The sequence below is a fragment of the Streptomyces sp. ISL-36 genome (assembly GCF_018614205.1).
In the GTDB taxonomy this organism is placed as follows: Bacteria; Actinomycetota; Actinomycetes; order Streptomycetales; family Streptomycetaceae; genus Streptomyces.
In genome coordinates this window covers 43,524-65,356 of the sequence record NZ_JAGGOS010000060.1, presented here as the reverse complement: position 1 = coordinate 65,356, position 21,833 = coordinate 43,524, and the positions used below count along the sequence as shown (strand labels likewise).

The 21,833-nt window shown below is 70.4% G+C and carries 23 protein-coding genes; 10 read left to right on the top strand and 13 right to left on the bottom strand.

Translation table 11 applies throughout. From position 1 onward, the window contains the following. Positions 1-5 precede the first annotated feature (5 nt). Both mqnE and J7E93_RS16630 read right to left on the bottom strand, forming a co-directional pair. Positions 6-1,169 (bottom strand): aminofutalosine synthase MqnE, encoded by a 1,164-nt coding sequence (mqnE, locus tag J7E93_RS16635; protein ID WP_215070070.1) that lies wholly within the window; start codon positions 1,167-1,169, stop codon positions 6-8. Positions 1,170-1,219: 50 nt separating this feature from the next. Beyond that, positions 1,220-1,675: an Lrp/AsnC family transcriptional regulator gene (locus J7E93_RS16630; RefSeq protein WP_215070068.1), complete on the bottom strand. Its 456-nt coding sequence runs from the start codon at positions 1,673-1,675 to the stop codon at positions 1,220-1,222. A gap of 126 nt (positions 1,676-1,801) precedes the next feature. Here J7E93_RS16630 and J7E93_RS37820 point away from each other — a divergent pair, with 126 nt between their 5' ends. After that, complete coding sequence (locus J7E93_RS37820) at positions 1,802-1,933, top strand: hypothetical protein (protein ID WP_285440923.1); 132 nt, start codon at positions 1,802-1,804, stop codon at positions 1,931-1,933. Here J7E93_RS37820 and J7E93_RS16625 read toward each other — a convergent pair. Then, positions 1,930-2,610, bottom strand: a complete 681-nt coding sequence (locus tag J7E93_RS16625) for a UbiX family flavin prenyltransferase (RefSeq protein WP_215070066.1) — start codon at positions 2,608-2,610, stop codon at positions 1,930-1,932. The genes J7E93_RS37820 and J7E93_RS16625 overlap by 4 nt on opposite strands. Positions 2,611-2,701: 91 nt before the next feature. On the opposite strand from J7E93_RS16625, the gene J7E93_RS16620 reads away from it, so the two are divergent. Further along, positions 2,702-3,307 (top strand): rhomboid family intramembrane serine protease, encoded by a 606-nt coding sequence (locus J7E93_RS16620; RefSeq protein ID WP_215070058.1) that lies wholly within the window; start codon positions 2,702-2,704, stop codon positions 3,305-3,307. A gap of 84 nt (positions 3,308-3,391) precedes the next feature. Here J7E93_RS16620 and mqnP read toward each other — a convergent pair whose 3' ends face one another. Together mqnP and J7E93_RS16610 are read right to left on the bottom strand one after the other, a co-directional pair. Then, positions 3,392-4,294: a menaquinone biosynthesis prenyltransferase MqnP gene (gene mqnP / locus J7E93_RS16615; protein WP_215070051.1), complete on the bottom strand. Its 903-nt coding sequence runs from the start codon at positions 4,292-4,294 to the stop codon at positions 3,392-3,394. Next, entirely contained in the window at positions 4,291-5,748 is a 1,458-nt protein-coding gene (locus J7E93_RS16610) for a menaquinone biosynthesis decarboxylase (RefSeq protein WP_215070049.1), read from the bottom strand. The genes mqnP and J7E93_RS16610 overlap by 4 nt, the downstream gene beginning before the upstream one ends. A 101-nt stretch (positions 5,749-5,849) precedes the next feature. On the opposite strand from J7E93_RS16610, the gene J7E93_RS16605 reads away from it, so the two are divergent. Together J7E93_RS16605 and J7E93_RS16600 are read left to right on the top strand one after the other, a co-directional pair. Next, the gene (locus J7E93_RS16605; protein WP_215070047.1) at positions 5,850-6,218 is read left to right on the top strand and encodes a PLD nuclease N-terminal domain-containing protein; all 369 of its coding nucleotides are present in this window, start codon (positions 5,850-5,852) and stop codon (positions 6,216-6,218) included. Further along, entirely contained in the window at positions 6,218-7,114 is an 897-nt protein-coding gene (locus J7E93_RS16600) for a LysR family transcriptional regulator (RefSeq protein ID WP_215070045.1), read from the top strand. The genes J7E93_RS16605 and J7E93_RS16600 overlap by 1 nt, the downstream gene beginning before the upstream one ends. On the opposite strand, the gene J7E93_RS16595 is transcribed toward J7E93_RS16600, so the two are convergent. Further along, positions 7,005-7,961 (bottom strand): DMT family transporter, encoded by a 957-nt coding sequence (locus J7E93_RS16595; protein WP_215070043.1) that lies wholly within the window; start codon positions 7,959-7,961, stop codon positions 7,005-7,007. The two genes, J7E93_RS16600 and J7E93_RS16595, sit on opposite strands and share 110 nt — an antisense overlap. A 148-nt stretch (positions 7,962-8,109) precedes the next feature. Here J7E93_RS16595 and J7E93_RS16590 point away from each other — a divergent pair, with 148 nt between their 5' ends. Next, on the top strand, positions 8,110-8,730 hold the full coding sequence (locus tag J7E93_RS16590) for a flavodoxin family protein (RefSeq protein ID WP_215070041.1): 621 nt from the start codon (positions 8,110-8,112) through the stop codon (positions 8,728-8,730). Between the two features lie 488 nt (positions 8,731-9,218). On the opposite strand, the gene J7E93_RS37105 is transcribed toward J7E93_RS16590, so the two are convergent. Then, positions 9,219-9,566, bottom strand: a complete 348-nt coding sequence (locus J7E93_RS37105) for a hypothetical protein (protein ID WP_251066632.1) — start codon at positions 9,564-9,566, stop codon at positions 9,219-9,221. 149 nt (positions 9,567-9,715) lie between these two features. On the opposite strand from J7E93_RS37105, the gene J7E93_RS16580 reads away from it, so the two are divergent. From J7E93_RS16580 to J7E93_RS16550, 5 genes are all read left to right on the top strand, one after another. Next, the gene (locus J7E93_RS16580; RefSeq protein WP_215070039.1) at positions 9,716-9,988 is read left to right on the top strand and encodes a winged helix-turn-helix domain-containing protein; all 273 of its coding nucleotides are present in this window, start codon (positions 9,716-9,718) and stop codon (positions 9,986-9,988) included. 132 nt (positions 9,989-10,120) lie between these two features. Continuing rightward, the gene (locus J7E93_RS16575; RefSeq protein WP_215070037.1) at positions 10,121-10,573 is read left to right on the top strand and encodes a nucleoside deaminase; all 453 of its coding nucleotides are present in this window, start codon (positions 10,121-10,123) and stop codon (positions 10,571-10,573) included. After that, a complete protein-coding gene (locus J7E93_RS16570; RefSeq protein WP_215070036.1) occupies positions 10,566-11,525 on the top strand; it encodes an isopenicillin N synthase family oxygenase in 960 nt (319 codons plus the stop codon). Before J7E93_RS16575 ends, J7E93_RS16570 begins: the two co-directional genes overlap by 8 nt. A 108-nt stretch (positions 11,526-11,633) precedes the next feature. After that, complete coding sequence (locus J7E93_RS16565; protein WP_308368680.1) at positions 11,634-13,823, top strand: collagen-like protein; 2,190 nt, start codon at positions 11,634-11,636, stop codon at positions 13,821-13,823. 5 nt (positions 13,824-13,828) lie between these two features. Next, positions 13,829-15,367 carry a hypothetical protein gene (locus tag J7E93_RS16550; protein WP_215070034.1) on the top strand — a complete coding sequence of 513 codons (1,539 nt, stop codon included), beginning with the start codon at positions 13,829-13,831 and terminating at the stop codon, positions 15,365-15,367. Positions 15,368-15,476: 109 nt separating this feature from the next. Here J7E93_RS16550 and J7E93_RS16545 read toward each other — a convergent pair whose 3' ends face one another. The 6 genes from J7E93_RS16545 to J7E93_RS16520 form a co-directional block, all read right to left on the bottom strand. Further along, a complete protein-coding gene (locus tag J7E93_RS16545; protein WP_215070032.1) occupies positions 15,477-16,058 on the bottom strand; it encodes an SRPBCC domain-containing protein in 582 nt (193 codons plus the stop codon). 37 nt (positions 16,059-16,095) lie between these two features. Continuing rightward, positions 16,096-17,181: a c-type cytochrome biogenesis protein CcsB gene (ccsB, locus tag J7E93_RS16540; protein ID WP_215070023.1), complete on the bottom strand. Its 1,086-nt coding sequence runs from the start codon at positions 17,179-17,181 to the stop codon at positions 16,096-16,098. 11 nt (positions 17,182-17,192) lie between these two features. Beyond that, positions 17,193-19,043 (bottom strand): cytochrome c biogenesis protein ResB, encoded by a 1,851-nt coding sequence (locus J7E93_RS16535; RefSeq protein WP_215070022.1) that lies wholly within the window; start codon positions 19,041-19,043, stop codon positions 17,193-17,195. 8 nt (positions 19,044-19,051) lie between these two features. Continuing rightward, positions 19,052-19,789 carry a cytochrome c biogenesis CcdA family protein gene (locus J7E93_RS16530; RefSeq protein ID WP_215070020.1) on the bottom strand — a complete coding sequence of 246 codons (738 nt, stop codon included), beginning with the start codon at positions 19,787-19,789 and terminating at the stop codon, positions 19,052-19,054. A gap of 1 nt (position 19,790) precedes the next feature. Further along, positions 19,791-20,396, bottom strand: a complete 606-nt coding sequence (locus tag J7E93_RS16525) for a TlpA disulfide reductase family protein (protein ID WP_215070018.1) — start codon at positions 20,394-20,396, stop codon at positions 19,791-19,793. 78 nt (positions 20,397-20,474) lie between these two features. Continuing rightward, on the bottom strand, positions 20,475-21,728 hold the full coding sequence (locus J7E93_RS16520) for a hypothetical protein (RefSeq protein ID WP_215070116.1): 1,254 nt from the start codon (positions 21,726-21,728) through the stop codon (positions 20,475-20,477). Between the last annotated feature and the right edge of the window lie 105 nt (positions 21,729-21,833).

Sequence of the window (21,833 nt, the reverse complement as noted above, 5' to 3'; positions counted from 1 at the left end):
GGGCGTCAGAGCCGCATGGGCTGCGGTGACTCCCGGCGGTCCGCGTCCGGACCCGGGTACTCGCGGATGATCTCGTACCGCGTGTTGCGCTCCACCGGGCGGAAGCCGGCGTCCCGGATGAGTTCCAGCAGGTCGTCACGGGTGAGCTTGTTCGGCGTGCCGTAGTTGTCGGCGTCGTGCGTGATCTTGTACTCGACGACCGAGCCGTCCATGTCGTCGGCGCCGTGCTGGAGCGCCAGCTGGGCGGTCTGCACGCCGTGCATCACCCAGAAGACCTTGACGTGCGGCACGTTGTCGAAGAGGAGCCGGGAGACGGCGAAGGTCTTCAGGGCCTCGGCGCCGGTCGCCATCGTGGTGCGCGCCTGGAGCTTGTTGCGGACCTTGCCGTCCTGCATGTCCACGAAGTCGTGCTGGTACCGCAGCGGGATGAAGACCTGGAAGCCGCCGGTCTCGTCCTGGAGCTCGCGCAGCCGCAGCACGTGGTCGACGCGGTGCCGGGGCTCCTCGATGTGCCCGTACAGCATCGTCGAAGGGGTCTTGAGTCCCTTCTCGTGCGCGAGGCGGTGGATGCGGGACCAGTCCTCCCAGTGGGTGCGGTGGTCCACGATGTGCTGGCGGACCTCCCAGTCGAAGATCTCCGCGCCGCCGCCGGTGAGGGACTCCAGGCCGGCCTCGATCAGCTCGTCGAGGATGTCGGAGGCCGACATGCCCGAGATCGTCTCGAAGTGGTGGATCTCGGTGGCGGTGAACGCCTTCAGCGAGACGTTCGGCAGCGCCTTCTTCAGCTCGGAGAGCGAGCGCGGGTAGTAGCGCCACGGCAGGTTGGGGTGGAGCCCGTTGACGATGTGGAGCTCGGTGAGGTTCTCGCCCTCCATCGCCTTGGCGAGGCGGACGGCCTCCTCGATGCGCATCGTGTACGCGTCCTTCTCGCCCGGCTTGCGCTGGAACGAGCAGTACGCGCAGGAGGCGGTGCAGACGTTGGTCATGTTCAGATGCCGGTTGACATTGAAGTGGACCACGTCGCCGTTCTTGCGGGTCCGGACCTCGTGGGCCAGGCCGCCGAGCCAGGCCAGGTCGTCGGACTCGTACAGAGCGATGCCGTCCTCGCGGCTCAGCCGCTCTCCGGAACGGACCTTCTGCTCAAGGTCGCGCTTGAGTCCCGCGTCCATGTACGGCCGCCTCCCATATTCTCCGAAATCAGGCTCCACCCACGCTACCCTCAGCCCTCCTCGGGCAGATCCCCGACCCGGTTCTCCCACTTCGTGGAGAGCACGATGGTCGTACGGGTCCGGGAGACGCCCTTCGTGCCGGACAGCCGGCGGATCGTCTTCTCCAGGCCGTCGACGTCGTTCGCCCGCACCTTGAGCATGAACGAGTCGTCACCGGCGATGAACCAGCAGTCCTCGATCTCGGCGAGGTCCTTCAGCCGGCGCGCCACGTCCTCGTGGTCGGCCGCGTCGGAGAGGGAGATGCCGATGAGGGCCGTGACGCCGAGTCCCAGCGAGGCGGCGTCGACGGTGGCGCGGTAGCCGGTGATGACGCCGGCCACCTCGAGGCGGTTGATGCGGTCGGTGACCGAGGGGCCGGAGAGCCCGACGAGCCGGCCGAGCTCGGCGTACGAAGCCCTGCCGTTCTCCCGCAGGGCCTGGATGAGCTGCCTGTCCACGGCGTCCATAGGTATGAAGCCTTCCATTGTCCAGCGATACCGCGAGTTTAGGTATAGAATCTAAGGTACACAGGGGTCGACACCCTGTGAATCTTTCAGCAGATCAAAAACGATCTTTCAGGAGTGGTGTTCACCGTGTACACGATCGAGATGGCCTACGCCCGTATGCGCGAGCTGCAGGACCTGGCCAACCGCTCGCGTGCCCACCAGCCGGCCCAGCCGAAGCGTCGCGCCGACAAGCGCGCCACCGACGCCAAGAAGCGCTAATCGCCCCGGGAGCTCCCCCCACCGAGCTCTCCCTCCCAGCGGCGGTACAGCCGATGCGGCACCCCAGCCGCGTCGAGCACCCGCCCGGCGACGAAGTCCACCAGATCCTGGATGTGCGTCGCCCCCGCGTAGAACGCCGGAGAGGCGGGCAGCACCACGGCGCCCGCCTCGTCCAGCGCCACCAGATGCTTCAGCGTCTGCCCGTTCAGCGGGGTCTCCCGCACCGCGACCACCAGCGGCCGCCGCTCCTTGAGCGTCACGCTCGCCGCCCGCTGCAGCAGGTCCTTCGAGAGCCCCAGCGCCACCCCCGCCACCGAGGCGGTCGACGCCGGCACGATCAGCATCCCCTTCACGGGGTACGAACCACTGCTCGGCCCGGCGGCCAGGTCCCCGGCGCTCCAGTACCGCACGCCCGCGACGTCCACGTCGAACGTGTCGGGCTTTCCGTCGGCGCCCCGCGCCAGCCACGCCGTCAGGTCCTCGCGCCAGTGCGCGTCCCGGAAGGCGATCCCCGTCTCGTCCAGCAGCGTCAGCCGCGACGCCCGCGAGACGACCAGGTCGACGCTCTCCCCCGCTGCGAGCAGCCCCCTCAGTACGGCGGCGGCGTACGGGGTCCCCGACGCCCCGGACACCCCGACCACCCAGGGACGACGCTGCTGTTCCTCTACCGGCTCCACACCGACGAGCCTATCCGGCCCGCTCCCCACGGAACTGAGTAAGGTGTCCCGGACGTTTCCGGGGGGAGGCGCACGACCGCAGGGGGCTGCCATGACCGACCCGCGCACCGACAGGTGGAGTTCGGCCGAGCGGGGCAAGGCCGCCGCCGTGATGATGCTCGTCTGGGTGGCCGTCCTCTGGGCGCTCGAGGCCGTCGACCTCGCGACCGGTCACGCCCTCGACGCGTACGGCATCGTGGCCCGCGACCCCGACAGCCTCGGCGGGATCCTCGCGGCGCCGTTCCTGCACTTCGGATTCGGACACGTCGCCTCCAACACCGTCCCGCTGCTGGTCTTCGGCTTCGTCGCCGCCCTCGGCGGCATCCGCCGCTTCCTCGCCGTCTGCGCGGTGATCGTCGTCGCCGACGGCATCGGCGTCTGGCTGATCTCCCCGTCGCACTCGATCACCGCGGGCGCGTCCGGACTGGTCTTCGGCCTCTTCGGCTACCTCGTGGTCCGCGGCTTCGTGGAGCGCAGGCTCCTCGGCATCGCCGTGGGAGTGACGGTCGCCGCGATCTGGGGCGGCAGCATCCTGATCGGCATCTCCCCCACCAGCACGGGGGTCAGCTGGCAGGGTCACCTCGTCGGCCTCGCGGCCGGTGTGGGCTCGGCCTTCCTCTTCCGTCCCGCCCGTCGCCGCGCCGCCCTCACCCCGTGAGGTGGGCCGGCCGGCCGTATCGGCGCGGACCGGCCGTCATGTCTGCGCCGCAGCCGGCCGTCACATCGGCGCCGCAGCCGGCCGTCAGACCGTCAGGCCCCGCACCAGCAGGTCGAGCAGGGCGCAGACGAAGAGCGAGATCCCGATGAAGCCGTTCGTCGTGAAGAACGCCCGGTTCAGCCGGGACAGGTCGTGCGGCTTGACGATCGTGTGCTCGTAGCAGAACGCCGCCACCACGATCACCAGGCCGACCCAGAAGAACAGCCCCGCGTCCGTCGCCAGCGCGTACGCGACGAGGAGGCCCGTCGTCACGACCGCGGACGCCCGGGCGCCCCACAGGGCCGCCGGGACGCCGAAGCGGGCCGGGACGGACATCACGCCGTGCGCGCGGTCGGCCTGGACGTCCTGACAGGCGAAGATCAGGTCGAATCCGCCGATCCAGACCCCGACCGCGAGTCCGAGGATCACCGCGTCCCAGGACCATGTGCCGGTCACCGCGAGCCAGGCCCCGATCGGCCCCATGGCCTGCGCGAGACCGAGGATCGCGTGCGGGAAGTTCGTGAACCGCTTCCCGTACGGATAGACGACCATCGGCACGACCGCGAGCGGCGCGAGCGCCAGACACAGCGGGTTCAGCAGGGCCGCCGCACCGAGGAAGACGACGACGGCCGCCCCGGCCCCCGTCCACGCCGACCGCACGGACACCGCGCCCGTCACCAGCTCACGGCCGGCGGTCCGCGGGTTACGGGCGTCGATCTCGCGGTCGATGATCCGGTTGCAGGCCATCGCGAAGGTCCGCAGCCCCACCATGCAGACGGTGACCAGCAGCAGGGTGCCCCAGTGGATGTTCCGGTCCGTGGCGAACATCGCGGTCAGCGAGGCGATGTACGCGAAGGGCAGCGCGAATACCGAGTGCTCGATCATCACGAGCCGGAGGAAGGCCTTCGTGCGCCCGGGTACGGGGGCTGCGGCAGCGGCGCTGATCACAGGCCGTACTCCTTCCACCGGCGGTCGACGAGCGCCGCCGTCGCCGGATCCGACTCCACCATGTCCGGCCAGCCGCCGTCCCTGGTGTAGCCCTCCTCGGGCAGCTTCTTCGTCGCGTCGATGCCGGCCTTGCCGCCCCAGAACTGCTGGTACGAGGCGTGGTCCAGGTGGTCCACCGGGCCCTCGACGACCGTCAGGTCACGGGCGTAGTCCGTGTTGCCGAGCGCCCGCCAGGACACCTCGTGCAGGTCGTGCACGTCGCAGTCCTTGTCCACCACGATGATCAGCTTCGTCAGCGACATCATGTGCGCGCCCCAGATGGCGTGCATGACCTTCTGCGCGTGCTTCGGGTACTTCTTGTCGATCGAGACGATCGCGCAGTTGTGGAAGCCGCCCGACTCCGGCAGGTGGTAGTCGACGATGTCCGGCACGATGATCTTCAGCAGGGGCAGGAAGAACCGCTCCGTCGCCCGCCCCAGCGGGCCGTCCTCCGTCGGCGGCCGGCCCACCACGATCGACTGCAGCAGCGGACGCTTCCGCATCGTCACGCAGTCGATCTTCAACGCCGGGAACGGCTCCTGCGGCGTGTAGAAGCCGGTGTGGTCGCCGAAGGGACCCTCGGGCAGCATCTCGCCCGGCTCCAGCCACCCCTCGATGACCACTTCCGCGTTCGCCGGCACCTGCAGCGGCACCGTCTTGCAGTCGACCATCTCGATCCGCTTGCCCTGAACGAAGCCGGCGAAGAGGTACTCGTCGATGTCACCGGGCAGCGGCGCCGTCGACGCGTACGTCACGGCCGGCGGGCAGCCGAACGCGATCGCGACCGGCAGCCGCTCGCCCCGCGCCGCGGCCACCGCGTAGTGGTTGCGGCTGTCCTTGTGGATCTGCCAGTGCATGCCGATCGTGCGCCGGTCGTGACGCTGGAGCCGGTAGAGGCCGAGGTTGCGCACGCCCGTCTCCGGGTGCTTGGTGTGCGTCAGACCCAGGTTGAAGAAGGACCCGCCGTCCTTCGGCCAGGTGAAGAGCGCGGGCAGCGCGTCCAGGTCGACGTCGTCGCCGGTCAGGACGACCTCCTGGACGGGCGCGTTGTCGGACTTCACCTTCTTCGGCGGCACGTGGACCATCGAGCCCAGCTTCCCGAAGGCCTCGCGGACGCCGACGAAGCCGTGCGGCAGCTCGGGCTTGAGCAGCCCGCCGATCTTCTCGCTGATCTCGCCGTACGACTTCAGCCCCAGCGCCTTCAGCAGCCGCCGGTCCGTCCCGAAGACGTTCATCGCGAGCGGCATCGCGGAGCCCTTGACGTTCTCGAAGAGCAGTGCCGGGCCCCCCGCCTTGTTCACCCGGTCGACGATCTCCCCGACCTCCAGGTACGGGTCGACTTCGGCCTTGATGCGCTTGAGGTCGCCTTCGCGTTCCAGGGCCCTGAGCAGCGAGCGGAGATCGTCGTAAGCCATAGGGGCCAGTATCCGCCACGGGCTAGGCTTGACCTGTCACCGGGGCCGCGGAAACGAGCCCCGCCACTGCTTTCGGCATCGCTTCCAGGGGGCTGTCCCACATGCTCAGGGCACTGATCTACATCCTGCCGCTGGCGCTGACGATCTACGCCTTCATCGACTGCCTCAACACCCCCGAGGACGAGGCCAAGCACCTGCCCAAGGTCGTGTGGGTCATCATCATCCTGCTCTTCTGGATCGTCGGGCCGATCGTCTGGTTCGCCGCGGGCAAGATGCGCCGCACCTCCGTCGGCGGTGGCAGCGGTACCTCCGCCCGCTGGGTCGCCCCGGACGACAACCCCGACTTCCTGAAGTCCCTCAAGGACGAGAAGGAGCGGGACGAGGCCGTCCTCAAGGAGTGGGAGGCGGACCTGCGCCGCCGCGAGGAGGAGCTGAAGAAGCGCGAGCAGGACGGCGACAAGGACCAGTGATGGAGCTCAGGCTCCTGGTCACCTTCGAGAAGGTCGCGACCGTCCTGTCCTTCACCCGGGCCGCCGCCGAGCTGAAGTACGCCCAGTCCAGCGTGACCAGCCAGGTCCGCTCCCTGGAGTCCTCGCTCGGCGTGGAGCTCTTCGAACGGCTCGGCAGCCGCATCCGGCTCACCGAGGCCGGTGAGCGGCTCCTGCCGTACGCCCGCCGGATCATCGAGCTGTCCGCAGAGGCCCGGGCCGCGGTCGTGGAGGCAGAGGAGCCGGCCGGGACGATCGCCGTCGGCACGATGGAGTCGCTCACCTCCTACCGGCTGCCGCCGCTCCTGGAGCTCTTCCACCACCGCTATCCGAAGGTCCAGTTGACCCTGCGCCCCACGCTCGGCGACGAGACCCGGCAGGCGCTGCGGCAGGGCACGTACGACGTCGGTTTCCTGATGGAGCGCGAGACGGAGCACGAGGGCCTGGAGACGGAGGTCCTCGCGCCCGAACCGCTCGTCCTGGTGGCCGGGCCGGGCCACCCGCTGGCCCGGCGTACCGGCCTGACCGGCGCCGACCTGGCGGCGGCGCGGCTGGTGGGCACGGAGCCGGGGTGTCCGTACCGCGATCTGTTCGAGGAGGAACTGCGGGAGTGGGCCCCGCCGTTCATGGAGTTCGGCACGATCGAGGCGACCAAGCGGGGTCTGGCCGGCGGGCTGGGGATCGCCCTGCTGCCCCGGGTCACCGTCTCCGAGGAGCTGGCGTCCGGGGCGCTGGTGGAGCTGGACTGGGAGCCTCCGTTCACCCTCGTCACACAGATCGCGTGGCGGCGGGGGAAGCGGCTTCCGGCGCATGTGCGGCTGTTCGTGGAGCAGGCCCGGCGGCTCGTACGCGAGGAGTCCGCGCCGTCGCGAGGGTGACCTTCAGGCTGGCGAGGACGATCAGCGGGACGCCGAGCGCCTGGACGAGGCCGATGTGGTGCCCGTACACCGCCCAGTCGGCGAACATCGCGACCGCCGGGTAGGTGAAGGCGAGCACCGCGATCTTGGCCGTGGGGAGCTTCTGGTAGGCCGCGTACATCAGCACGTACATCAGCCCGGTGTGGATGAGCCCGAGGCCGGCGAGCCAGCCCCAGCCGGCGCCGAGCCGGGAGGCCGCGCCGAAGTCGGCGAAGGGCAGCAGCAGCGGGAGGCCGACCAGGACCTGGACGAGGGCGATCAGGTGCGGCCGAACGCCCGTGATCCGCTTGGTGACGATCGTCGACAGCGCGTAGAGCACGGCGGCGGCCAGCGCGAGCCCGAGGCCCTTGAGGGAGGCGGTGTCACCGGGCCGTATCCCGGAGACGAGGACGAGCCCCACGAAGGCGACGGCGAGCCAGCCGAACTTGGCGGCGGTGATCCGCTCCCGGAAGAGCACCGCGCCGAACACCACGAGGAAGAACGGCTGGGTGTGGTAGACGACGGTGGCGAAGGAGATCGAGGTGGCCTCGTACGCCTCGAAGAGGAAGACCCAGTTGAAGACGATGAACACCCCGCCGAGGGCGGCGAGTCCGAGCTTCTTGAGCGTGAGGCCGTGCCCGGTGAAGTAGCCGCGGGCGAGGCTGTACGCGCCGAGGGCGGCGGCCCCGAAGAGGCACCGGAAGAACACGACGTTGAAGGGCGAGGCCCCGGACTCGACGACGAAGATGCCGAGGGTGCCGGAGAGCACCATGGCGAGGGTCAGTTCGACGATTCCCCTGGTCTGCGTACCGCTCGTCTCGTTTCTCATGACCATGACGCTACGGACGGGTCCCGGGCCGGTCCACGAGCCAGTGGGGCGTCCTGCCGATGGGCCCATCGGCCGCGCCGATGGGCGGCCGGAATACTCCCGCGGGCGCCGAAGTTGGCAACGTGACACCCACGAGACCGGAGCAGACATGACTCTCGACGCCGCGCAGGGCTCGGACCGCTCGTTCCTCTTCGTCCTCGGCAGCTCACGCTCCGACGGCAACACCGAGATCCTGACGCGAGCCGCCGCGGAACAGTTGCCGGCCGATGTCCCGCAGCGGTGGGTGGACCTGAACCGGCTGCCCCTGCCCGACTTCCAGGACGGGCGGCACGAGGCCGCGGGCCGGCAGCCCGGGGAGAACGAGGAGCTGTTGCGGCAGGCCACGCTGGAGGCCACCGACATCGTCATAGCCTCGCCCCTCTACTGGTACAGCCTCTCCGCGCAGACCAAGCGTTACCTCGACTACTGGTCGGGCTGGCTGAACGTGCCCGGCTCGGACTTCAAGCAGCGGATGGCGGGCCGGACGCTGTGGGGTGTGACGGTCATGGCGGACAGCGACCCCGTCGTCGCGAACGGTCTGGTGACCAACCTGCACCTCTCGGCGGCGTACATGCGGATGCGGTTCGGCGGGGTGCTTACGGGAACCGGCTCCCGGGCCGGCCGTGTCCGCGCCGACGAGCAGGCGCTGATCCGCGCGAAGACCTTCTTCCAGGGCGAGACCCCGCTCGCCCGGTTCCCCTATGAGGAGGGGTCGGACGTCACGGCGTGAGAGATGCCGCTCTCGACCGAGAACGACATCGCCTGGGCCCCATCGCGCGGGCAGCCCCCTCCGAGCTTCTGCCCGCGCTCCGGGCACGCGGCGACAGCCGTCACCGCTGCCGCCGTCGGCCGGGCGGGCCTCTCATGGGCGGTCGTCGGGCTGGGTGGGTGGCGCCGGATGACAGAGGCACCCGCACACGAGATGGCGGACCCCTTGTACGCCGCTGTCACGAGGGACGTGGTCCCGGCCGCGGTCATGGCGGCCGACGACGCAGCGCGGCGACCGGAACTCCGGCTGGGGCGCCGAGGCCGTCAGCGCTTGGGTGAACAGGGACACGCTCACCGCGTCGGCGACCTCGGGCGTCACCCACCAGGCGTCACCCTCACGGTCGCGGTGCGGACCCTCATGCCCCACGGCGAGCACGCAGACCGAGCCGCCCCACACCGGCCGCACCACCTCCGGGACCGCGAACACGGATCGCCGCGCCCCACACCGGCTCATCGGGCACCCCAAGCGTGGATGTTCCGGTGGTCGACGTCCACCCCGAGCGTCGTCGGCCACAGCGTCCGCCGACGGCTGCGCTGCACTGCCCGCGACGGGGTCGCCGCCAGGTAGGGGCGTTCCAGAGGCGATCGGGCGCCGTCGAGGAGCGTCGCCTGCTCCCGGGCGTACGGGGACCGGCGGGTCGGGGTGCGGTGGCGTGACACGGAGGGCTGGGATGCCGAGCGGCGGTGGGTGACCGGGTGCGGCCGGTGCCTGCCGGTGGGCGGCAGGGTCAGCATGAGCAGCCAGAGAAGGACGAGGATCAGGGCCCGGCCGGGTGCACGCGCGATAGGGTTCTGCACGTCATCAACTCCTTGAGTAGTTGGTGGCCATGCCCCGGGAGGTCTTGCCACCTCGCCGGGGTTTTCGCGCTACCAACCTTACGAGGCATGTATAGCTCTGCATAGCTTACTAATGGTCCGTACAGGTATTCGGTGCTTACGTTGGTTGGGTGACCGACCGCAGCCAGATCCCCGAGTTCGACCCGCAGGGCCCCCAGCTGGTCTACGTCGCGGTGGCCGACCACATCGGCGCCCGCATCGCAGCCGGAGAGCTGGCCCCGGGCGCCCGCCTGCCCGCCGAGCGCGACCTCGCCGAGGAGTACGGGGTCGCCTACCTGACCGTCCGTCGTGCAGCCCGAGTCCTGCGCGAACGAGGCCTGATCCTGACTGTTCACGGCAAGGGGACATTCGTCGCCGATCCACTGCCGACGGACGAGAGTTGACCGCGGCACGCACGAGCGTCCAGCGGCAGGAAGAGGCTGCTGCGCGCGTCTCCCCCAGTTGCGCTCGAGTCTGATCGCGGTGAAGGAGCGAGCGGGTGTGACGGTCCGGGTCCACCGGGGAAGCATCCCGGCATGGACCAGGAACTGGCGCGGCAGTGGCTCGCGACCGCACTCGTCGAGGCCCGGGCGGGGCTCGACGAAGGTGGGATTCCGATCGGGGCCGCGCTGTACGGGGCCGACGGCACGCTCCTCGGGCGCGGGCACAACCGGCGGGTGCAGGACGGGGACCCCTCGGCGCACGCGGAGACGGACGCCTTCCGGGCGGCGGGCCGGCAGCGCTCGTACCGGGGGACGACGATGGTGACGACGCTCTCGCCCTGCTGGTACTGCTCCGGGCTCGTGCGGCAGTTCGGGATCTCGCGGGTGGTCGTCGGGGAGGCGGAGACCTTCCACGGCGGGCACGACTGGCTGGCGGAGCACGGGGTCGAGGTCCTGGTGCTGGACGATCCGGCGTGCGTCGCACTCATGCGGGGATTCATCGACCGGCATCCGGCGCTCTGGAACGAGGACATCGGCGATGACTGACATCCGCATTCCGACCATCCACCTCGCCGACGCGAGCACCGGCGCCGGCACGGGGCACGGGGCGGGGCCCGGGGCGGTCACGGGGAACGAGGCCGTCACCGGCGCCATCGACCGCGCTCTGCGCGAGGCCGGCTTCCTGCTGGTCACCGGGCATGGCGTCGACCCCGCCCTGCGTGCGGAGATCCGGGAGACCGCCCGCCGCTTCTTCCACCTCCCCGCCGCCGTCAAGGAGCGGTACGCCGTGAGGGTCGGCGGACGCGGCTGGCTCGGCCCCGGCGCGGAGGCCAACGGGTACGCGGAGGGCACGGCGACCCCGCCGGACCTGAAGGAATCGCTCTCCTTCGCGGCGGACGAGCCGACCGGCGACCCGGCCGTGGACGCCGAGTGGTTCCTGCCGAACACCTGGCCCGCCGAGGTACCGGAGCTGAAGCCGCTGGTGGAGACGTATCTGCGCCAGATGCGGGCGCTGTCGGACCGCATCCTGGACCTCCTCGGACCGGCACTCGGCGAGGAGCCCGACTTCTTCACCCGCCACACCGGCCACCCCACTTTCGGCTTCAACATCAACTGGTATCCGGGGCGGGAGCGGACGGGGGAGCCCGAGCCGGGACAGTTCCGGATCGGCCCCCACACCGACTTCGGCACGGTCACCGTCCTGGACCGGCAGGCCGGAAAGGGCGGGCTGCAGGTCCACACCGAGGCCGCCGGCTGGCAGGACGCGCCGTACGATCCCGAGGCGTTCACGATCAACATCGGTGACCTGATGGCCGGTTGGACCGGTGGACGCTGGCGTTCCGGCCGCCACCGGGTGCTGCCGCCGCCGGCCGACGCCCCCACGGAGGAGCTGATCTCGCTGGTGTACTTCTACGAGTGCGACCCCGGGACCACGATCCACGGCATCGAATCCCACGCCTACCTGCGCGCGCAGCTCGACGCCATCGCCACGGAATGACAACACCCGCACACCGGTGTCGAAAAGCCGCACGCCTTCCCAACAGCCTGTCGATAAGCTGCACTTGAGATGTGACGGGGCACGTCTGGTGGGAATGCGGGGGACGTGGTGGACAGAGACCTGTACGGCCGGGAGGCGGTCCTCCACGACACCGGGCTCGCCGCCCGGCTGACCGGCCTGAAACCGGTCACCTTCGAGCGCGTCGCGTACGAGCACGGGGACGACCCGCCCATCACCGTCTTCACCGGCGGCCGGGGCATGGGCAAGACCGCCCTGCTCAAGAAGGTCCGCGACACCTACAAGGGGACCACCCCGCTCGCCCTGCTCGACTGCGCGCACATCGAGCGCCCCGCCGATCACGGCCCCGGCTGGAACGACCTCACGGGGGCGCTCGCCGAGCTCGCCGTACAGCTGGCGCCGAAGGTCCACGCGGCCAGGCCGGTGCAGTTCCCTCGGCTCGCCCTCGGCCTGGTCGCGGTCGCGTCCATCGGCTGGTCCCAGGAGGACGACGAGCGGGCCCGGCACGATCTCCAGCGGCTCGGACCGGTCCTCGCCACCGTCGACGCCGCCAAGGGCGCCGCCACCACCTGGGTGACCAAGGTGCTCACCAAGCTCGCCGCGAACTTCGCCGAGGCCACCGCCCCGATGGCCGGGCTCCTCGCGGAGGCGACCGTCGAGACGGTCCTGGAGGAGGTCTTCGGCCGCTTCCGGCAGAAGGCCGAGAACTGGTACGGGAGTTACCGCAACGCGGGCGGACGCGGCAAGGCCGGTCTGCAGCAGCTCGCGATCGACTTCGAGCAGGAGGGCCGGCGCCGGCGCGAGGCCGAGGACTTCCTCGTCGGCGCGCTCATCGAGGACCTGGGCCGCGCCTACACCGGCCTGACCCGGATCGGCACCCGCCGCGGCCGGCCCGTGCTGCTTCTCGACAACGCCCACGAGCCGCTCGGCCGCCGCCTGGTCGAACCGATCCTGCGGGCCCGCGCCGACGGCCGTCGCGACCTTGTCGTGGTCCTCGCCACCTCCCGGGTCGCCGACCACGAGGGCCTGCGGCGCGCCACCCGCCTCCGGCTGCCCGAGACCGCCCACCGTGCCCCCTGCATCCGGGGCACGGACATCACCTCCGGCATCCTCGCCGTCGAACTGACCCCGCTCTCCCCCACCCAGACCCAGACCGCCTTCGACCGCTTCGACCCGGCCGGCCGGACCCCCGCCGAACTGGCCCGCGCGGTCCACCGGCTGACCGGCGGACGGCCGCTCGGCGTGATGCTGCTCGGCCGGGCGGCGGGAGAGGCGCCCGCGCGCCTGAAGGCCTCGCTCACCCCGGGCGCGCTCCTCGACCTCACCGTGGAGCTGCGCGAGGACTCCCCGCCGGCGCCGGTCGCCGCCACCCTCCTGGGCGAGCTGCTGCCGGTGCCGAGCCCCGGCCCGTTCGCCGTGCTCGCCGCCGCCCACGACGAGGAGTCGGCCCGGCTGCTCGCCAGGACCCGGCTGCGCGGCGAGTACCCGGAAGGGGACACCGCCCTGCGCGTACGGGACGTGCTGCGCGCAGAGGACTGGCCCGAGGGCCCCGAGCACTTCGTCGCCGACCCCCTGCTGCGGGCCCTGCTCCTGCACCGGCTGCGTTTCCACGACGCCGACCACCCCGCGTACGCGGCGTGGCGGGCGGTCCACGAGACCCTGCACCGCCACTACGGACCCGAACCGGGCCCGTACCGGCTGCACCAGGAACTGGCGCTCGGCCGCACCGAGGAGGCCGTGACCCATCTGCGGCTCACCTTCCCCGAGGAGGACATCCTGGGCTGGCTGGGGCGGCTGCGGTTCATCGCCTCGGCGCCCTACCCGCGGGAGCAGCACCGGAGCGGGCCCGACCCGCGCCGGGCGATCGCGCTCGGCCAGGGACCGGTCCCCGGGCTGCCGGCCGGCCTCGACGCCGGGCCGACCGGGTCCGCCGGGCCGACCGGGTCCACCAGGTCCGCCGGCTCCACCGGACCGACCGGGCCGACCGGCTCCACCGGGTCCGCCGGGCGGGCCGACTCCGCGGACACCGCGGACACCGCGGACACCGCCGAACTGCGCCTGTGCGTACGACGGTTGCTGCACGCCATATGGCTGCTGACCGATCCGCTCGCCCTGCCCGACGGCGACGTGATCGAGAGACTGACGCACGAGCTGCGCCACCTCTCCGGCCGTCATCTGACGGGCAACAGTCAGCTGTGGGACGCGGCCACCCACTGGCCGAGGGACATCCGCGCCTGGCGGGAGCTCTCGCTGCCGCCTGGCGCGGAGAACGGAGTCTGAGGACCATGGCCAACCGGCTGCGCTACCGCCTCTGGTTCACCACCCGCCAGAAGATCCTCACGTCGGTGGTGGCACTGGCCGTCCTCGGCACCCTGATCGGGTACGTCGTGGACCGCGCCACCACCCCGGAGGACCGTTCCTGCGCCCCGGGCGTCGAGCGCCCCCAGGGCAGCACCGAGTGCATCGGCGTCAACGGCGACGGGCACGACTTCGGCGTCCCGACGCTGACCGAGGTGGCCGGGCGCATCCGCGACGAGAACCGCGCGCTCAAGCCGGGCGAGTACGCGACCGTCGCCCTGCTCCTGCCGCTGACCTCCACGGACATCGGCATGCGGGTCAAGGTCCTGCGTGAGGTCCAGGGCGCCTTCGCCCGGCAGTACCGGGCCAACCACGAGTCGAACAGCGAGACTCCGAAGATCCGGCTCGTCCTCGCCAACACCGGCAAGGGCAACGCCCACTGGCGTACCACGGTCGACCGGCTGAGGGCGATGACGGGCGGGCCGGACCGGCTGCGGGCGGTCTCCGGCGTCGCCACCTCCTCGACCGAGATACGGGAGGCGGTGACGGCCCTGACCGGCGCGGGCATCGCCGTCGTCGGCACCACGATCACCGCCGACGACATCGCCAACGGTCCCGGGGCGGGGAACAACCGCTACCCCGGCCTCGCCCGCGTCTCCCCCACCAACGGCGACGAGGCCAAGGCGCTCGCCCACTTCGGCAAGGTGGAGGCGTCGAAAGCGCTGCTGGTCCAGGACACCCGGACCGGCGACCACTACACGGACACCCTGAAGTCCGCGTTCGCCGCCTCCCTGAAGGGCGCGCCGTACGAACCGCAGCTGTTCACCTCACCCGCCGATCCGACGGAGGAGGACACGACCGCGAACACCTTCCGCCAGATCACCCACCTGATCTGCGACACCCGCGCCGAGACCGTCTTCTTCGCGGGCCGCCACACCCAGCTGCGTCAGTTCATCAACGCGCTCGGCGCACGCGGGTGCGCCGAGCGCCCCTTCACGGTCCTGACCGGCGACGAGGGCTCGTACCTGGGGGCGGACCGGACGCTGAACCGGGCGGCGCTGAAGGCGAAGCTGACCGTCCGCTACGCCTCGCTCGCCCATCCCGACGCCTGGAAGCCGACCCCCGGCCGGCCCGTCCCGGGGACCGGCGGCTCGACGGCGGCGTACGAGACGTTCCTCGCGGACATCGCCAAAGCCTCGAAGGATCCGGTCTCCCTCTCCGACGGCCAGGCGATCGTCGCGTACGACGCGATGGCCACGGCGGTCCACGCGATCCGCCAGGCGACCCCGCAGGGCAGTCAGTACCCGGAACTGGCGGACGTGGTCACGCAGTGGCCCCAGGTGAAGGGTTCGCTCCGGGTCGAGGGCGCGAGCGGCTGGATCTGCCTGGACAACTTCGGCAACCCGTTCAACAAGGCGGTCCCGATCGTGGAACTGTCCCTGGACGGCACGCAGCGCTTCGTCCAGATCGCCTGGCCGGAGGGCAGGCCGCCCTCGGAGAACTGCCTCCCGCCGCGGCGGGGGTGACCCGGCTCCGCCACCGGCGGGGGTGACTGCGGCAATGACACCGGCGGGGGTGACTGCGGCAATCACACCGGCGGGCGGGCGGACTACGGCTCCCCGACCGGCGGGGGGACTACGGCACCCACTTGGGCCAGGGTGCCTCGTCCCGCGCGTAGAGGTCCCTCAGGTGCTGCCACCGCTCGGGCGTCCAGGACCGCCAGTCGGTGGGCCGGCCCGCCAGCGCCTCACCCAGCCGCTCGAAGTGGTCGTGCCACCCCGCCAGCATGTCCAGCCTCACGTCCGCCGTCCCACGGATCTCGTTGGTGAACCGCAGCACGGTCGAACCGTCCCCGCCCCCGTCGCCCCTGGCACCTCCGCCCGCACCTCCGCCCGCACCTGCGCCGTCACCGCCCGGTTCCAGGTGGAAGCGGATCCGGCCGTGCGGCGGGTCGACGGTGTACTCGGCCACGTACTCCGGGTCCCAGGCCGTCACCCGCCCGGAGACCACCGTGTCCCCGTTCAGCCATCGCAAGGTCACCCGGCCGCCGAGCCGGGGCTCCAGCGGGTCCGCGGCACAGAGCCACTGCGGCAGGCCCTCCGGCGTGGCGACGGCGGCCCAGACCCGCACCATCGCGTGCGGCAGGTCGACCACGAACCTCAGCAGATGCGCGTCTCCGTCGTGGGTCTCACACCTGCCCCGGGGGATCTCGCTCATACCTCCAGCGTGGCCCCGGGGCAGATGGCGTGCCAGCTCAGACGCCGGCGTAGGAGTGCTTGCTGGTCACGAAGATGTTGACGCCGTAGTAGTTGAAGAGGAAGCAGGCGAAGGCGATGAGCGCGATGTACGCGGCCTTGCGGCCCTTCCAGCCGGCCGTGGCGCGCGCGTGCAGGTACGCGGCGTAACCGACCCAGGTGATGAAGGACCAGACCTCCTTGGCGTCCCAGCCCCAGTAGCGGCCCCACGCGTCGCCGGCCCAGATCGCGCCCGCGATGATCGTGAACGTCCACAGCGGGAAGATCGCCGCGTTGACCCGGTACGAGAACTTGTCCAGGGAGGCCGCCGACGGCAGCCGCTCCATCACGGACCGGGCGAAGGAGCCGGGGTTCCCGCCGGTCGCGAGCTTGTTCTCGTAGGAGTCGCGGAAGAGGTAGAGCAGGGTGGCGACCGCGCCGAGGTAGAAGACGGCGCCGCAGAAGATCGCGGTGGAGACGTGGATCCACAGCCAGTACGAGTCGAGCGCCGGGACGAGCTGGTCGCTGGGGGTCTTCAGCCAGGTGACCGCCATGCCGAGGTCGAGCAGGACGGTCGTCACCAGCGGCAGGCCGAGCCAGCGGACGTTCTTCCTGGCGACGAGGAAGCCGAGGTACGCGCCGACCGCCACGGTGGAGAAGGTGGTGGAGAACTCGTACATGTTGCCCCAGGGGGCCCGCTGCACCGCGAGGGCGCGGAAGACCACGCCCGTCGCCTCGACGAGGAACGCGAGCGCGGTGAGCGAGACGGCGATACGGCCGTACAGATCGCCCTGGACCGTGCCGCCGGCCGCGCCGGGGCCGTCGGGGACGTCACGGGTACCGGCGGCGGACCGGGTGACGACCTTGGGCCTGTCGAGGACGGCGGCGCCACCCGCCTGCTTCACCTGCACGGTGACGGCGGGAGCGGCGGCCGTCGTGTCCGTCGCCGTCAGCGCGGCGGCCGTGCGGCCGACCTTGCTGCGGCTGCCGAGCACCCACTCGGCGATATGGGCGAAGAAGGCCAGCGTGTAGACGGCCATCGAGGAGTAGATGAGCACATCGCTCATCCGCGCCAGGCTCTCGTTGGTCTCGGCAGCGAGACTCACGGCGGCGAGATTCACTTCTCAGCCCCTTCGGCTTCAGCTTCGGCAGGGTCGTCTGCGGGGTCTTCTGCGAGGTCTGTGGTGTCGTCCGCGGGGTTGTCCGCAGGGTCGTTCGCGGGGTGGCCCGCGGGGTTGTCCGCGAGGTGGCCCGCGGGGGTGGCGGCAGGGTCGTCCGCGGGGGTGTCCGCGGTGTCGCCCGCGGGGGTGTCCGCGGGGTCGTCTTCTGCGGGTTCCGGCGCGGTCGGCGCCTGTGCGTGGAGCCTGACCGCGAGGTCGGCCAGCTCCTCGGGGAGCCTGGCCGACTCGCTGCGGCCGAGGCCCGCCATCTCGACGACGGTGACGCCGTCCTCACCCCGTACGGCCCGGACCCAGACCCGGCGCCGCTGGATGAACAGCGAGCCGGACAGGCCGGCGATCGCCGCGATCGCACCGGCGAGGGCGAGACCGTTTCCGGGCTGCTGGGAGACCTGGAAGCTCGCCCATTCCTTGATGTCCTTCTCGAAGGTGATCGAGCCGGCACCGTCGGGGAGCGTCATGGTCTCGCCGGGCAGCATGCGCTGCGCGAGCTTGTTGCCGTCCTTGTCCTTGAACTGGGTCATCTTGGACTTGTCCAGCTGGTACACGTTCTGCGGCAGGCCGGAGTCCACACGCAGATCGCCGTGGAAGCCGGTGAGCGCGATGACCGGGAAGTCGAGCGCCGGGAACTGAGAGAACATGTCGCCCTTGCCGGCGCCCGCGAAGGTCGGCACGAAGAAGGCCTGGAAGCCCAGCTGCTCCTTCTTGCCGTTCTTGTCGCGGTAGCCGTCCATCACCTTGATCGCGCCGGTCGAGGTGATGTTGTTGTCGAACGGCAGCAGCGGGACGGCGCCGTGGAAGACGACCTTGCCGCGGCCGTCCTTGACGGTGACGACGGGCGCGTACCCGTGGGAGATCAGATACACCTTGGAGCCGCCGACCTTCAGCGGCTCGTTGACGCGGATGACCGCCTTCTTGTCCGCGCCGCCCCCCTCGGCGTACGTGACGGCCGCCTCGAAGGTGCGCGGGGTGCCGCGCTGAGGGCCGTTCTTCTCGTACGTACCGGTGAAGCTGTCCAGCTGGAAGCTGAACGGCGCGAGGTCGTCGGTGCTGTAGAGCGAGCCGGACTTGAAGTCGTCGTACTGGGTGAGGGTGTTGGAGAAGCCGTCGCCCTCGATGATCAGCTTGCCGCCCTCGGACTTGAAGAGCTGGCCCCAGGCGAACGCCACCAGCATCACGATCAGCGCGATGTGGAAGAGGAGGTTTCCGGCCTCGCGCAGATAGCCCTTCTCGGCGGCGACGGCGTCCTTGATGGTGTGCGCGCGGAAGCGGCGCCCCTTGAGCAGGGCGAGCGCGGCCTCACGGACCTGCTCGGGCTCGGCAGCGGTACGCCAGGTCGTGTACGCGGGCAGCCGGGTCAGGCGGCCGGGGGCGCCCGGCGGCCGTCCGCGGAGCTGGCCGACGAACTGCCAGCTGCGCGGGACGATGCAGCCGATGAGGGAGACGAACAGCAGGATGTAGATCGCGGAGAACCACACCGAGCTGTAGACGTCGAACAGCTGGAGCTTCTCGTAGATCGGCGTGAGCGTCTCGTGGGCGTTCTTGAAGGTCTGCACCTTCAGCTCGTCCGCGCTGGTCTGCGGGATGAGGGAGCCGGGAATCGCGCCGAGGGAGAGCAGGAAGAGCAGGATCAGCGCGACCCGCATGGAGGTCAGCTGCCGCCAGAACCAGCGGATCCAGCCGACGACGCCGAGGGTGGGACCGCCGACGGCGGTCTCCTCCTTGGGGGCGGTGGAGAGCTGAGCTCCGGCCTCGCCGAGATCGTGTGTTTCGGTTTCGGTCTTGCTCATCGGAACTCTCAGATCCCCACCGTGAAGCCGTCGGACCAGCCCTGCATCGTGGACACCATGGTGTCCCACGCGCCTGTGAGCATGAGCAGCCCGGTCAGGATCATCATGCCGCCGCCGATCCTCATGACCCACGCGTAGTGCTTCTTGACCCACCCGAACGCGCCGAGCGCCTTGCGGAAGGCGACCGCGGCGAGGACGAAGGGCAGGCCGAGACCGACGCAGTACGCGAAGGTCAGCAGCGCCCCGCGGCCGGCGCTGGCCTGCTCCGTGGCGAGCGCGTTGACGGCGGCGAGGGTCGGGCCGATACAGGGGGCCCAGCCGATGCCGAAGAGCGCGCCGAGCACCGGCGCGCCGACCAGACCGGCGACGGGCTTCTTGTGGATGCGGAACTCGCGCTGGGTGAACCAGGGCATGAGGCCCATGAAGAAGAGGCCCATGACGATCATGAGCACTCCGAGGACCTTGCTGAGCACGTCCCGGTGCTCCTGGAGCGTCCACCCGAAGTAGCCGAAGAGCGCGCCGCCGGAGACGAAGACGGCGGAGAAGCCGAGGACGAAGAGGGAGGCGCCGGCGGCCATCCGGCCGCGCTTGGCCTCGGCCAGGTCGGTGCCGGTGACGCCGGTCACGTACGACAGGTAGCCGGGCACGAGCGGCAGGACGCACGGGGAGAAGAAGGAGACCAGGCCGCCGAGCACGGCGATGGGCAGGGCCAGCAGGAGGGCCCCGCTGAAGACCGTCTGATTCACGTCACTTCTCCGCGAGAAGCGGCTCGATCATCGAGCGCAGCTTCTTCTCGTCGAGTGCCATGAGGGAGCGGGCGGCGATCTTCCCCTCCTTGTCGAGCACGACGGTGGACGGAATGGCCTGCGGATTCAGCGTGCCCTTGGGGAATCCGTTGAGGATCAGCTTCCCGGAGGGGTCGTACAAGCTCGGGTAGGGCACCTCGTAGTCGTCCTCGAAGGTGATCGCCTGCTGCTTGTTGAAGTCGCGGGTGTTGAGCCCGACGAATTCCACGCCCTTCGACTTGAGCTCGCCAGCGACCTTGGCGAAGTGCGGCGCCTCGGCGCGGCAGGGGCCGCACCAGGAGCCCCAGACGTTGAGGACGACGACCTTGCCCTTGAGGTCGGCGATGTCGAGCGGCTCGCCCTCGATCGTCCTGCCCACGATCTCGTTGGTCGCCGTGCGCTCGCCCTTGGCGACGGTGGAGATACCGCCCGTGTTCGTGACGAAGTGGGTGTCCCCGCCGCCGCCGGACTTGCCGTTCGTGTCCGAGCCGCAGGCCGACAGAGCGAGGGCGACCGACAGCGTTCCGACGGCGAGCAAGGTGCGTCGAGGGGCACGGCTAAGGCTCATGTGAAAAGTTTCGCATGGGCGTTTGGGGGATCTTGGGCACCCCCCTATGTGCCCGTAAAAGCCACTTGTGAAGGGGGCTTAAGCGGGCTTGAGGAATTTGTTCCAGCCACCGGTCGGAGACTGTCCGACCTCGAGCGAACGCAGCTTGGCGAGGATCTTCGGGTCCTGTACGTCCAGCCAGTCCACGAACTGCCGGAAGGAGACCAGCCGGACGTCCTTCTTGCCGGCCATGCCCTTGAGCGCGTCCTCGACGGCGTCCATGTAGATGCCGCCGTTCCACTGCTCGAAGTGGTTGCCGATGAAGAAGGGCGCGCGATTGGACTCGTAGGCGCGGGTGAATCCGGCGAGATAGGCCTCGGTGGCCTGCTTGCGCCAGCCGGGATAGCGCGAGGGCATGCCCTTGGTCGTGTTCTTCGACTGGTTGGCGAGGATGTTGTAGTCCATGGAGAGGACCTCGAAGGAGTGGCCGGGGAACGGCACGGCCTGCAGCGGCAGGTCCCAGATCCCCTGGCGCTTGACCGGCCACATCTGGCGGCCGCCGGGCGAGCTGGCGTCGTAGCGCCAGCCGAGGCGCTTCGCCGTGGGCAGGAGGTTGTCCTGGCCGAGGAGGCAGGGGGTGCGGCCGCCGATGAGCTCCTTGCTGTAGTCGAAGGGCAGCGGGTCGAGGTCGGTCCAGCCGCTGTTCGTCTTCCACTCGGTGACGAACTTCGCCGCCTGGTCGATCTCGCTCTGCCACTGGGCGGGGGTCCAGTTGCCGACGGAGCCGGAGCCGCCGCAGAAGTGGCCGTTGAAGTGGGTGCCGATCTCGTGCCCGTCGAGCCACGCCTGGCGGACGTTCTTGAGGGTGTCCTTGATGTGGTCGTCGGTGAGGTAGCCGATGTCGGACGCCCCGACGCGGTTGTTCGGGGGGCGGTAGAGGCTCTTCTTCGACTCGGGGAGGAGGTAGATCCCGGAGAGGAAGAAGGTCATCGCCGCGTCGTGGTTCTTGGCGAGTTCGAGGAAGCGCGGGAAGAGTCCGTTGCCGACCTCGCCGGCGCCGTCCCAGGAGAAGATCACGAACTGGGGCGGGGTCTGGCCGGGTTCGAGCGGGACGGGGGCGTCGGGCTGGTGCGGCTGCCTTCCGGTGTCGGCGGTGGAACCGTCGCCGATCAGCTTGATGTCGTCCTGGGTCGGGGCGGGAGTGCTCGGACCCCCCGGACCGTCACCCCCCTTACCAGAACCACCGGAACGTCCGTTTTTGTCCTGATTGTTGGGGCTGCATGCGGCGATCCCCATCGCCGCCGCCGCTCCAACGCCCGCCCCGAGCAGCCCCCTGCGGCTGATTCCGCTGATCCCGCGCATGACGTCCCCATTCGCGCTGACGTATGACCGAATGGCCATCCGAACCGACAATGAGTGAGATGCCGGGCGGAACGCGGAGGTTCCGGGAATTAGCAC